This is a genomic window from Planctomycetota bacterium, from assembly GCA_026387035.1.
Taxonomy (GTDB): Bacteria; Planctomycetota; Phycisphaerae; order FEN-1346; family FEN-1346; genus JAPLMM01.
Window position 1 is genome coordinate 1 of record JAPLMM010000182.1, and the last position, 12,830, is coordinate 12,830.

General features: G+C 71.7%; 10 protein-coding genes. All 10 read right to left on the bottom strand.

Going from position 1 to position 12,830, the window contains the following annotated elements:
* Positions 1 to 999 (bottom strand): aminofutalosine synthase MqnE (gene mqnE, locus NTX40_06565; GenBank protein MCX5648741.1); only part of this gene is annotated, 999 nt, incomplete at its 3' end.
* Positions 996 to 1,895, bottom strand: a complete 900-nt coding sequence (gene ubiA / locus NTX40_06570; protein ID MCX5648742.1) for a putative 4-hydroxybenzoate polyprenyltransferase — start codon at positions 1,893 to 1,895, stop codon at positions 996 to 998. The genes mqnE and ubiA, both read right to left, overlap by 4 nt.
* Positions 1,888 to 2,298: a type II toxin-antitoxin system VapC family toxin gene (locus NTX40_06575; GenBank protein ID MCX5648743.1), complete on the bottom strand. Its 411-nt coding sequence runs from the start codon at positions 2,296 to 2,298 to the stop codon at positions 1,888 to 1,890. The genes ubiA and NTX40_06575 overlap by 8 nt, the downstream gene beginning before the upstream one ends.
* Positions 2,298 to 2,528: a type II toxin-antitoxin system VapB family antitoxin gene (vapB, locus tag NTX40_06580; protein MCX5648744.1), complete on the bottom strand. Its 231-nt coding sequence runs from the start codon at positions 2,526 to 2,528 to the stop codon at positions 2,298 to 2,300. Before vapB ends, NTX40_06575 begins: the two co-directional genes overlap by 1 nt.
* A 51-nt stretch (positions 2,529 to 2,579) precedes the next feature.
* Positions 2,580 to 3,212 (bottom strand): UbiX family flavin prenyltransferase, encoded by a 633-nt coding sequence (locus tag NTX40_06585; GenBank protein ID MCX5648745.1) that lies wholly within the window; start codon positions 3,210 to 3,212, stop codon positions 2,580 to 2,582.
* The gene (locus tag NTX40_06590) at positions 3,172 to 4,896 is read right to left on the bottom strand and encodes a hypothetical protein (GenBank protein MCX5648746.1); all 1,725 of its coding nucleotides are present in this window, start codon (positions 4,894 to 4,896) and stop codon (positions 3,172 to 3,174) included. The genes NTX40_06585 and NTX40_06590 overlap by 41 nt, the downstream gene beginning before the upstream one ends.
* 14 nt (positions 4,897 to 4,910) lie before the next feature.
* Positions 4,911 to 5,642 (bottom strand): ubiquinone/menaquinone biosynthesis methyltransferase, encoded by a 732-nt coding sequence (locus tag NTX40_06595; GenBank protein ID MCX5648747.1) that lies wholly within the window; start codon positions 5,640 to 5,642, stop codon positions 4,911 to 4,913.
* 152 nt (positions 5,643 to 5,794) lie between these two features.
* Positions 5,795 to 7,273 (bottom strand): menaquinone biosynthesis decarboxylase, encoded by a 1,479-nt coding sequence (locus NTX40_06600; GenBank protein ID MCX5648748.1) that lies wholly within the window; start codon positions 7,271 to 7,273, stop codon positions 5,795 to 5,797.
* The gene (locus tag NTX40_06605) at positions 7,274 to 11,719 is read right to left on the bottom strand and encodes a hypothetical protein (protein ID MCX5648749.1); all 4,446 of its coding nucleotides are present in this window, start codon (positions 11,717 to 11,719) and stop codon (positions 7,274 to 7,276) included.
* A 94-nt stretch (positions 11,720 to 11,813) separates the two neighbouring features.
* Positions 11,814 to 12,830, bottom strand: a 1,017-nt coding sequence (locus NTX40_06610) for an alkaline phosphatase family protein (protein MCX5648750.1), incomplete at its 5' end; no start/stop codon positions are given.

Below are 12,830 nucleotides of genomic sequence, written 5' to 3' on the forward strand. Positions count from 1 at the left end.
GGCGTCGGGCGTCAGGCGCTGGGGCGTGCGGGCGCCGGCGGCGTGGGTGATCTCCTCGCGCACGACCGTCCCATCGATGTCGTCGGCGCCGAACCTGAGGGCGACCTGCGCGAGGTCCGGCGTCAGCATCACCCAGAAGGCTTTCAGGTGGTCGAAGTTGTCCAGCAGGAGCCTCGCGGCGGCCATCGTCCTCAGGTCGTCGGCGGCCGTCGGCCCTTCGAGGTCGGCCATCGCCGTCCCCTCCGGATGGAACGGCAGAGGAATGAACGCCTGAAATCCCCGCGTCTCGTCCTGCAGGCCGCGGAGCGCCAGAAGATGGTCCACGCGGTCGGCCTGGGATTCCAGGTGGCCGTAGAGCATCGTCGCGTTGGTCGCGAGGCCGAGGGCGTGTGCCCGACGATGGACGTCGAGCCAGGCCTCGCTGCTCAGTTTTCGCGGGCAGATGCGCCGGCGGACGCCGGCGTCGAAGATCTCCGCGCCGCCGCCCGGCAAGCCCGCCAAGCCCGCCGCCTTCAGGCGCCCGAGCACGTCCGTCACCGAGAGGCCCGCTTGCCGCGCCGCGTACTCCACCTCGACGGCCGTCAGCGCCTGGAGGCACACCTCGGGAAACGCTTCGTGCAGCCGGCCGATCATGCCGAGGTAATAGTCCAGCCCGACGTCGGGATGGAGGCCGCCGACGATGTGGATTTCGGTCGCTCCCGCCTCGACGTCGGGGGCGGCCCGGTCGAGAATCTCCTCAATGTCCAACAGATAGGCGTCCGCGTCGCCGCTTTCGCGGGCGAACGCGCAGAAGCGGCACCGGTTGAGGCAGGCGTTCGTATAGTTGACGTGCGTGTTGATGATGTAAAAGGCGGCCAGGCCGTGGCGCCGGCGGCGTTCGGCGTCGGCCAGCCGACCGACGGCCGCCAAGTCGTCCGAGGCAAAGAGCGCCAGGCCGTCCTCGCGCGAGAGGCGCTCGCCGGCCTCAACCTTCGCCGCAATGGCCTCCAGATCGCTCATGCCCGCGCCTGCCTCACCACCACGTCCACCATAACACCCGCGAGCCATAGGATACTCACCAGGGCGTTGAGGGGGAAGAAGGCGGCGGCCACGGCCTCGGGGGTCTCGCGCCGCGCGCGAACATGCGCCAGACCGAGGACCGCCGCCATCGCCGCCAGCGCCGCAAGGCTCCCCGCTCCGACGCGCCCGTCGGCCGAGCCCGGCATCCCGAGGAACGGAACCGGCGCCAGCAAGAGGAGCATCCCGGCGTGCGACGCGAGAGCCACACGCCGCCCCCCCGCCACTCCGAGCCGCGCCGGAACGCTCTTCAATCCTTCCCGCCGGTCCACCTCCAGGTCCAGGAGCGCGTAAAGGATATCGAACCCGGCCGTCCAGACGACGACGGCGGCGCCGATGAGCACGGGCACGAGCGCGAGCGACCCGCGCAGGGCAATCCACGCCCCCACCGGCCCGAGGCCCAGGCAAAGGCCCAGCACCCAGTGCGTCAGGACCGTGAACCGCTTCGTGTAGGAATATCCGAACAGGACGGCGAGAAACGCCGGGGCCAGCAGGCCCGGCCAAAGGTTGCCGCGCAGAAACCAGAACCCCCACGCGCCGGCCACGAAAGCGGCCGCGCTCAGGAGCGTCAGCGCCAGGGCCGTGCCGCGCCCCAGCCTTCCGGCCGGGATCGCGCGGTCGCGCGTCCGCGGGTTGCGCGCGTCGAGCGAAGCGTCAGCAACGCGGTTGAAACCCATCGCGGCCGTCCGCGCCGCCACCATGCAGGCCACCAGAAGCGCGAGGGCGGCCGGCGCGGGGCACGGGGGCTCGGCCAGCATCGCCGTCCCGAGCGCAAAGGGGAGCGCGAAAAGGGAGTGCTCCAGGCGGATGGTCCGCGCGAACTCGAAGAGTTCAGACATTCGTCAGCCAATTCTCAACTCGCAGGCCGGGCACGCGGCGGAACTCCCGCTCGTTGTTGGTGACCAGCACGACGTCAAGCGACAAGGCATGTGCGGCGATCAGCATGTCCATTGGCCCAATAGGCCAGCCGGTCTGCCGGAGGTCCGCGCGAAGACGCCCATAGGTCGAGGCCGCTGAATTGTCGAACGGCACAATCGGCAGCGGCGCCAGGAACTGCGCCAGGGCGATTCGATTGCGGTCGGGGTCGCTGCTGCAGGCCACGCCATACTGGAGTTCGGCCAGGGTGATGGCCGAGATGCCTACGCTGCCGATCTTCCGCCGCCGCAACCGGGCCAGAAGCGTTTCGGACGACCGGCCGCGGATCAACTCGATGCAGATATTCGTGTCCAGCAGGTGGCGGATCACAGGGTCTGGCGCTCCTCTGGCGTGGGCGGCTGATCGCGGTCGGCCATGAAGTCCTCCGTGAAGCGCTGAATCGCCCGTTCCAGAAGTTTCCACCCCTTCTTCGGCGGATAGAGAATCACCATGTCGTCCACCTTGGTCACGTAAACCTCACGAGTGCCGAACCGATACTTCTTGGGCAGCCGCACGGCCTGGCTGCGCCCCGTCTTGAAAACCTTGGCGGTGGCCATCGCGCATCCTCCACTTGGTAAATACCATGATAGGCACCGCCGGCCCGCCTGTCAACCCCCCTTCGGCCAGGCGACGCGCAGGTCGTGCTCGATGCCCAGGCGCCCGAGCACCTTCGCCACGACGAAATCCACGAGGTCCGCGACCGACCGCGGGCGATGGTAGAAGCCGGGCATCGCGGGGATGACGGCGGCGCCGGCCCGCGCTAGCCGCGCCAGGTTCTCCAGGTCCATGGCCGTCATGGGGGTTTCTCGCGGCACGAGGACCAGGGGCCGGCCTTCCTTCAGCGCGACGTAGGCGGCGCGCTGGACGAGGTTCGCCGAGAGCCCGTGCGCGACCGCCGCCGCCGTGTTCATCGTGCAGGGGATGACGACGACGGCCTCGGCGTCGAAGGAACCGCTGGCGGGCGGGGCGTCGAGCCTCTCGGCCGGCGTGTAGCGGACGTGCGCGAGGACCTTCTTCGGCCACATCGTGGAGAAGTCCGGCGCCTCGGCCGTGCCGGCGAGGCCCGCCTCGTCCGCCAGGACGAGCCGCCCGGCGCGCGTGACGACGAGGTGGACCTCTCGTCCGGCGCGGACGGCCAGTTCGACCAGTCGGACGGCATAGAGGGCGCCGCTCGCACCGGTCACGCCGATGACGAGCCGCTTACCCCGCGCCGGCGGGGGGCCGCAGTTGCGCTTCGACATAGGCCATCTTCTTTCCCACGAGGTCGGCGAAGGCGGCGACGTAGAGGTCCTGCGGGTCGCGCGCCCGGCGCCGGTCCAGTTCGTCGCGGACGCGCATCAACTCGTCGCGCGCCCGCCGCCAGGAACCGGGGTCGGAGGCGGCCCGGACGAGGAGTCCCTCGGCGGCGGCGAGGCGCGCCTGCATCGCGCCGTCGGTCCCGGGGTACGCCTCGGCCACGCGGTTCAACTGCTCGATGCGTTTGTACTCGTCGGCCTCGAACATCGCCAGCCGAAAGGCGATGTTGTCGGCCAGGGCCCCCTCGGGGTCGGCCTCGCGGGCCTCGACGAGGGCCGACCGGTACGCGTTCGTTCCCTTCAAGGCGAAGGCCCGGAAAAAGAGGGCGAGCGCGCGCGTCCCCGCGGGCGTCGGCCGGTGATTCTCCTCGAGGATCGCCAGGTGCAGAAGCACCTCCTGGCGGACGGCCTGAAGATGGTTGGCCCGGTCGCACACCTCCAGCGCGTCGCCGACCGTCAGCAAGTGCCCCAGGACGGTGAAATCGGCCAGGGGAGCCACGTCGGGCACCTCCAGACCGGCGGTCCGGTCGAGGGCGGCCCGGTACTGGCGTTCGGCTTCGGCGAAGAGGCCGTCGGCGGCGTCGGCGTCGCCCAGGTGCCGTTGCGCGTCCATCGCCCATCGGCTGTCGGGATTCCTGGCCAGAATCTCCTGCCAGACTTGCCGGGCCTCCGGGAACCCCTCCGGCCGGGCTTCGCCCCGGCGTAGCGGGGCTCCGCCCTGGCGAAGCCGGGCGGGCCCCAGCCGGGTGAGTTGGGCGGCCAGGTCGGCGCGGATCTCGGCCGACCGCCGGCTCGACGGATAGCGCGAGAGAAACTCGCAATACTCCTTCAGCGGCGGAACGCTCGGCGCCTCGCCCACAGGCCGCTTCAGAAACCCGTACCGGACCTCGTCCATGCCGACGAACGCCAGGAGCGAGAGGATCGGCCCGGCCGCAAGGACCGCCAGCAGCGCGCCGGGCCAGCGGACGTGCCACCCGTCCGCCCACCCGACGGCGACGACGAGCGAGGCGGCCGCGGCCGAAAAACCCACCGCCGCCACCGGCGCCACATACACGACCCCCCAGAGCACCGGCGCCACCGCACTGGTGTCGCTCGCGGCCGTGGCGATGAACCAATACGCCGCCGCCGGAATGAGCCCAAGCAGGGCGCCCGCCAGTCGGCTCCGCAAGCGCAGCGTGTACCCGGCCGCGATCCATACGCCCAGCGCCAGGACGCCGGCGAAGACGGCCGTCGGCAGGACGAACGTAATCGGCGACCCCCCCAGCCGCGACGGGCCCACCAGCGCGATGACGAGCACCAGCAGCCAGCCCCCGCGCTTGCCATACATCACCCCCGTCAGGATCGGCGCCACCGCCAGCATCGCCAGAAACGCCCCGATCACCAGGCCGTAGGCCGGACGCTCGATGATCGAGACCGGCCACGTCACCCACGCCCCCACGTCCAGCGCCGGCCGGACGAACGGGTCCACCGACGCGGTCAGGAGGGCTCGAAGCGACCACGCCAGGCCGGCCGTCACGAACACCGCGAGGCCCAGGTACACGTTCGCCTCGGGAAGGTACGCCCGGCCGCAGCGGTTGCACACCTCGTCGCCGACCGCCGTCTCGAAAAAGTAACATTTGGCGCAGTGCATAGGACGAATCCGTATCAGCGTGGCTTTCGGCCGACGAAGACGGCCGCGATCCCGCCCGGCAACCGTTCGACGGTGACGGCCTCCAGGCCCGCGGCGCGCATGGCCTCGGCCGTCGCTTCCGCCGGACCGAACGCCTCGACCGAGTCCACCAGGTGCCGATACCCGCCGCGGTCGGGGCCTGCGCAGCATCCTGCGGAGGCTATCCACCCGGCCAGCGTAGGCAGAACGCGATGAAAGTAAAGCCTAAAGGCCGCGGCCCAGGGTCCCCGGCCGGCCGGCGCGTGAAACTCCAGGACGACCACCCGGCCTCCCGGCCGGACGACGCGGACCATCTCCGCAAGTCCGCGCGCGGGATCCTCCAGGTTCCTCAGGCCGAAGGCCGAGGCGGCCGCGTCCACCGACCCGTCGGCGAGGGGCAGGCGAAGCGCGTCGGCCTCCAGGACGCTGGCGCGCCCGGCGCGGATCGGACCTGCGAGTTTCCTTCGCGCGCGGGCGAGCATGGCCGACGAGAAGTCGCACGCGATGACGCGGCCCCACGCCCGGCGCCTGAGCAGCGCCGCTGCCAGGTCCCCCGTGCCGCAGCAGACGTCGAGGGCCGTTTCGCCCCGGCTTGCCCGCCGTAGCCTTGGCGAAGGCGGGCCGCACGCCCGGGCCGCACGCGAGCGCCAGCGATGGTCCAGCCCCGCCGACAGCAGGTGATTCAGAAAATCGTACCGCGGCGCGACGGCGGCGAAGATTTCGCGCACGGCCGCCGATTTTCCTGCCGGGCGCTCATTCAAGACCGTATTCCCGAGTCTTGCGCGGTGGGTCTCCGTACCCACCGCGCAAAGGGGCTTTTTCGCGCGGCGGGTACGGAGACCCGCCGCGCCAAAGGTGGGCAAGACTTGCGTGAATCCGCTTATTCAAGGCCGTAGTCCTGCCAGCGGCGCGTGACGCGTGCGGCGGTGTCGGGGTCCGGGGCGAGGGGTTCAGGCCAGGGCCGGCCGCCGACCTCTTCGGGAAGTTTGCGTGTGGCGTCGATGCCGAGTTTCCCGCCCTCGCCGCCCGCCGGGGCTGCGTGGTCCAGGACGTCCGCCGGCCCCGTCTCCAGACAAGTATCGCGGCGCGGGTCGGCCTCGGCCCCGACGCGCCACAGGACTTCGTCCGAGTCGTGGACGTTGACGCCCTCGTCCACGACGACCAGGAACTTCGTGTAAGCCAACTGCCCCAGGCCCCAGATCGCGCGCATGACCTGGCGCGCCTGGCCCGGCCGGGTCTTGCGGATCGAGACGAACGCCCAGTTGTGAAAGACGCCGAAGAGCGGCAGGTTGATGTCCACCACTTCCGGCACGACGGTGCGGATGACCGGGAGGAAGATCCGCTCCGTCGCCTTCGCCAGGTAACAATCCTCCTTCGGGAATCGCCCGACGACGGTCGCCGGATAGACGGCGTCCGCGCGGTGCGTGATGGCCGTCACGCGCATCACGGGATACTCGTCGGCGGGCGTGTAGTAGCCGGTGTGGTCGCCGAAGGGACCCTCGCGGGCTCGCTCCTCGGGATCCACGGTTCCTTCGATGACGATTTCGGCGTCGGCGGGGACGGCCAGGGGAACGGTCCTGCACGGGACGACGCGGACCGCCTCGCCGCGGAGGAAGCCGGCGAAGACGAGTTCGTCCATGCCGTACGGCAGCGGGGCGGTAGCGGCGTAGGTGAGGACGGGGTCGCCGCCGAGCGCGACGGCGACGGGCATCGCCCGGCCTTGCTCGGCCCACGCGCGATAGTTGCGGGCCCCGTCGTGGTCGCGGTGCCAGTGCATGCCGAGACGGCGCGGCCCGAACACCTGGAGCCGATACATTCCCACATTGCGATGTTTTCCGTCCGGGTCCGCCGTGTAAACCTGCGGCAGGGTGATGAACGGTCCGCCGTCGCCGGGCCACGAGCGCAGGACGGGCAGGCGCCCGAGGTCGGCGTCGTCGGTGCGAACGACGTCCTGGCACGGGCCGGAGCGGACCGTCTTCGGCCGCAGACGCGCCAGTTCCAGGAGTTTCGGCAGGGCCTTCACCTTGGCCGCCAGCCCCGCGCCGCCCGCCCCTCGGCGAGGCCCAGGGCCCGCCAGGGGAACCGTGGCCGCTAGGCGAGCGACGCGCTCGGCGACCTCGTCGATGCGTTCGGCCCCGAGGGCCAAGGCCATCCGCTCCATCGACGCGAACGCGCCGACGAGGACCGGCATCGTGTGTCCCGCGACGTTCTCGAAGAGGGCGGCCGGGCCGCCGCACGCCGCGAGGCGGCTCGCGATCTCGGCGATCTCCAGGTCCGCCGAGACCTCGGCCCGGACGCGCACCAGTTGCCCCGCCGCTTCGAGCCTCGCGATGAACGTTCGGATGTCGTGAGCGGCCATTCACGGTCCCGGGTTTGTCGGGCTGCGGCCGGGGGGCGGCGGGGGGTTCCCCAGGTCGGGCGGCTTTTCGCCGAGATGCGCGAGCAATTGGAACAAAAGGTTTCGCCGGATGAACAGGTCGTAGGCGAGTTCGTGCGGCAGGACGTAGGAAATCTCCGGCCCCGGCGGGACGTACCGAGCCCCCACGATCCGCCCCGTGTAGTGCATCAGAGGGATCTTCCCCTGGTCGAGGGTGCGGCTCCAGACCTTCGAGCCGAGGCTCACCGAAAGGTCCACGCCGAGCGTGTAATTGATGGCGCCGCCCGCGCGCGTCACGCCGAACATGAAAATGTCGTACTGCTGGCCGTCGAAGATCATGCGGTTTTCGGTGTCGCCGTTCGGCATATGCTCGAAGACGTTGCTCATGCGATTGAAGCGGTAGGTCGTCAACTTCAGCCCGGGCAGGAGATTCGTGACGTAGTCCGGGGCGCCGGGCCCTCTCAACAGGCCGTCCACGAGGACCGTCTCGCCTCGGCCGACGGGCGCGGACCCCTTCGCCAATTCCTGCGTCAGCGCCTCGGTGTGGGTGAAGCGCCCGAACACCTCCATGCCGGGGAAGGTGCGGTCGATGAAGGGCTTGAGGTTGTCGCCCATCTTCAAATCCTGGGCCGTGAATACCAGCGAAAGGACAGGCGGCAGGGTCGCGAAGTCGATCGCCAGTCTCCCCGAGACGTTGCCGTCATTCAGGGTGCACGCGAAGCGCGGGACGTCGAATCGGCGCCGGCTGAGGGAGCACTCGGCCTCGAAGCCGCCGAGCGTGTAACTCGCCCCCAGGTCGGCGACGGCGAGCGTGACCTCGCCGAGCGCGATGTCGCCGGAGACGTCGGCCCGGCCCAGCAGGCCGCGCAGCCGCCGCGCCAGACGGGCCGACAGGTCGTCCATCCGGGTCCGCACCGCCGCCTCCGCCTGCCCCGGCGGGGCGGCCCACGACGCCAGCCGCCGGCTCGTCTCCTCCACCAGCGCCTGCACCTCCTCCAGGGCCACCGTCTTGCCGCGGATGAACAGCGACCCCCGCGGCGCCCGCCCCGGGTCCGACACGTACGCGACCAGCGTGACGTCGGACCGCCCCGCCGCCAGGCGCAGCCCGTCGGTGGCCAGCCGGCGGCCGTCGTACGAAATCGGGCCGTCCAGGAGCAGCCGCTTCCCGAGCCAATCCAGCCCCGTCTGGCGGAACGCGATCTCGCACCGCTCGAGCGAGAAGCCGAAAGCATCCGCCGACGCCTCCATGTCCAGCGTCGCGCCGCCGGTCGCCTTCAGCGCCGCCACGCGCGCCGGAAACAGGGCCGCCACCGAACGGACGTCCGGGACGCCCCCCTTCACGCGGAGCGACCAGGCCGTCGGCATCGGAAACGCCCACAGTCCCGGCGCGCCGGGATCGAACAGCGCGCGTCCGGCGGCCTCGACCTTCCCGTCGGCCAGGCGCACCACCAGGGTATCGAGCAGGATCTCGCCCGGCACCTGGCCGTAGCGCACGTCGAGGGAGACCGTCGCGGGGACTCCCGCCGGCTTGACGATCCCGGCGCGCCGGGACTGGAGGATGCGGCAATCGGTGGCGCTGGCGTCCACGTGGACCGTGCCGCGGGCCGGCGTTCCCGAGATCGTCGCCGCCAGGGCGATCGCTCCCTCCAGATTGCACCAGTCGTAGAGCGGCGCGAGGAAGGGGACCGCCTCCCGCAGGGCCGCGTCGTGTTCCCACGTGGCGGCGACCTGGACGGCGGCGGAGCGAAGGAGCGCTTCGATCTCGTCGACGCTCTCCAGCGCGCCGAGCGCCGGCGGCGCGAGGAACTCCAGCCGACCCGTCGCCCGCGTCGCCGACTCGCCCAGCCGGCCCTCCGCTTCCGTCTCACACACGAAGATCGGCGCGCCTGCCGCATCCTGGTCGGACACGACGTCCGCCGACAACCGGACTTCCAGAGGCATCTGCCTCGGCTTCGCCAGGACGCCTTCCAGGTCCACCGACGCCTCCGTCAGGTCGGCGCCGGCCTTGAGGTTCAGGTTCTTCGGCACGGTGATGAGTCGCAAGGTCGCGTGCCCGCCGCCCGCCAACCGGCCGGCGAATCGCCGGTTCAAGGCCGGCACGAGTTCCATGGCCCGGGCCAGGTCGTCGAAGTCCGCCGACACGTCGAGCCGCGCGACCGGACCCGCCTCGACGACGAGGGACCGCGCGGGTGGCGCGCCCGCCAATTGCTGCGGGCGGGCCGGGTTGGGCTCGGCCGCGGCGACGCGCAGTTGGCTCTGGCCCGTCAGCCGGACGACCGCCCCGGGGAGGCGCAGGACCGCCTCGCCCTCGAGGCGGCTCGGACCGGCCGGAACCGTGCCGACCGCCGGCGGCCCGGGGGTCCACTTGCCCGTCAGCCTCGCGCCGGCAGGTCGCCCGTCGGGCTTCAGGAAGTACTGGCCCGCGTTGATGGCGATCCCGGCCAAGTCGGCCTCGATCGTGCCTTCGACTGCGCCGCCCGCGAGGTCGGCCTCGACCGCCAGCGCCGCCTTGCCGCGGATGGGCGGCGTCTCGGGCGGAAACCGCCCGGGCAAGAGCACCGCGCCGGCGGCCTCGACGCCTTCGATGGAGACCTGGCCGCTCAGTCGTCCGGCGACGGGGCCTTCGCCCTCGCCGGTCGCCTCGGGCGACTCGACTGGGCGAGCGGGTCGGAACTCGGCCGTCCCGATCCAATCGAGCGCCGCCTTGTCGAGGTGCACGCTGACCTTCTGGAGGTCCACCCGCCGCCCGTCGCCCGCCACGAGGGCTGAGCCGTCGAGCCTCGCTTCCATGCCCGCCGGCTTTGCGACGCCGCCGGGCCACCGCACCGCCGTCGGCGTCAGATTGATGTGGAGCGCGGCCCGGCAGGCGGGCGCCGCCGCGCCCGTCGGTTCGGGCGCCAGCGCGACGTGCGCCTCGAGGGGCCCGGTCATCTCGATGTCCCCGAGCACCCGGCGAACGACCGGCGCCAGGGCCACCAGCGCCCCCGCGTCGGTGACGCGCGCCTCGGCCTCGAACGTCGCCCCGCCGACCTGCCAGCCTCCCTCCGCGCCCCAATCGGGCAGAGGCAGCCGGCCGGCGGCGGTGAGGCGCCCCGCCTCGCTCTCCACCATGACACGCCGGACATTCCAGCCCGTCAAATCGCTGCGCCCATCGGCCTCCCACTCCAGCACGAGGACGCGGTCCATCTGCTTGCGCACGACGCCCGGCCGGACCGCCCGCGTGTCCTTCAGGTCGAGCGACCCGGAGAGCCGAAGACCCTCCGCCGTGCTCTTGAACGCGAGAACCAGGTCCGCGTTGCCGTCCAGGCGCTCGAACCGCTCGGCCCAGCGCCGGAGCGGCGCCAGACTCCGGGCCAGCGGGGCCCACGTGAGCATCGTCCGCGCCTTCAGGTCCACTTCGCGAAGGGCCGCGCCGTCCACCCGGAGCGTTCCCGCCTCCAGGTGCAGGTTCACCCCCGGCGCGGAGAACTTCACCAGGTCCACCTTCAGGGGCGCCTCGGCGGCGGCCCGGCGGACCTGGAACCCGAGGATGGCGTGGGGCACGGTGGCCTCGACGCCGAGTGACTCGAGGGCCAGGTCGTTCCCTTCGACCGCGCCTTCCACCTGCCACGCCCCGCCGCCGAACGAGGCCGACAGTCGGCCGGTCGTCCGGCTCATGAGCCCGCGCAGGCGCGGGTCGGCCAGCACCATGCCGAGCGCCTCCGACCAGACGACGTCCTGCCATTCGACCTTCAGGCTGCCGGCCAGCGCGTCGGAGCGGCTGAAGTCGACGGAATTGGTGCTCGCGGTGATGGAGAGGCGTCCGGCGTCGGACCCGTCGGGCGCCGGCACCTGGGCAGCCATCGTCACGTAGCCCTGGCCGGTCGTCGCGAGTTCGCCGATGCTGCCGCGCACGCCGGCCAGCGTGACGCTGCGCCCGAGGGCCCGGTTCTCGACGTGGATCGTTCCGTCGGTGACCTGGATGGAGCGGGCGTGCAGTCCCGGCGCGCCGGGACCGGCCAGGTCGCTCGTGTTCCAGCGTCCGTCGCGCTCCAGGACGAGCCAGATCTCGAGGCCTTCGACGCGGAGGGTCTCGATGGGCACGTCGCCGCCCGCGGCGGCCCGGGCGACATCAAGCGGGCTGAAGCGCACCAGGAGCCGGTCGGCCCGCGCCAGAAGCGTCTCCGGCCCGCCGTCGCGCCGGCCGACCTTCAGGCCCGTCACGCGCAGGCCCTCGCCCCAGCGGAAACCGGCCGACTCGACCGTGACGGGCCGGCCGCCCAGCCGCTCCGAAAGCGCGGCCTCCACCTGCCGGCACATGGCGCTCTCGGGCAGCAGCATCGGCAAGAGGATCACCCCGGCCGCCAGAAGCGCGACGAGCGCGCCGGCGACGAGAAGAATCGTCCGCCACGTCCGCCGCCTACGCGTCGGTTTCTCGACCTCGTTCATCCCTCAAGGCCCTTCCGGGTCCACCCCCGGGATTCCATCCTATCGCCCGCGGGCCGCCGAAGGAAGTGCGGCCATTCGCGAAGTTTTCCCGTCGTCACCGCCCGACGCCGGGCGCCACCAGGTGCGCCACCTCGACGGCCCGGATGGAGCGGCGGCCGATCAGTTCCTTCGCCGGCTCGGAGGTGCAGAAGACGGCCCATCCCGCGCCGTCGTCCGGCACGAGGCCGTGCGAACCGCGAACCCGCTCGGCCGAGAGCGGAATCGCCTTCGTCGCCGGGTCCACGAAAAGTTCAGCCGCGTCGAACCCCGGCTTCGCATGGATGTCCACGGTGCGGGCGAAGGGCGGCGCCTTCGAGTCGTCGAGCCACCAATAGTAGGTGAAGTGGGCGTCGGGCTCGGCGAGGGCCACCAGTTCACCGCTCCGCACGTGGTCCAGGCCGACTTCGCTCATCGCCGCCCGGTCGAGCACCGCCCCGACGCCGTCCACACCTTCAAGAATCGCCCGGACCTTCCGCACGTCGCGCTCCAGGTCCGACGACGCCGGAAAGTAAACATGGGCGACCTGGTTATCGACCATGGCGAAGGCCCGCGAGTCGCCCGCGTGGAGGTACTCGGCGCCGGCCACCTCGCGCACCGCCAGGAAGCCGGCCTCGCGCAGCGCGCGGTTCAGCGCGACGGCCCGCCGGACCGGCACAAAGGAATATTCGCTGAGGACGATCGCGCGGGCGCCGTCCTCCTCAGCCGCGGCAAGGAGCGGCGCGACCAGCGCGTCGAGTTCTCTCGCGGCCTCGCGATGCGCGTCGGACGTCGGCCCGGCGCGGTGGCCGGTGTAATCGAGGTGCGGCAAGTAAACGAGGGCGAGGTCCGGCCGATCGCTGCGCCAGACCTCGAGCGCGGCGTCGGCGATCCATCGGCTCGACCCGAGGCCCGCCATCGGGCCCCAGTAGTGCATCAAGTCGAACGGGCCCAGCGACTCCGCCAGGCGCCGGTAAAGGTCCGCCGGCCTCGACCAGCAGTCCTCGAGGAGTTCGCCGCGGGGACCGTGGACGGGCTTCGGCGTCAGCACCAGGTCGGCCGACCCATACAGGCTATGCTGCCAGAAGAGCATGGC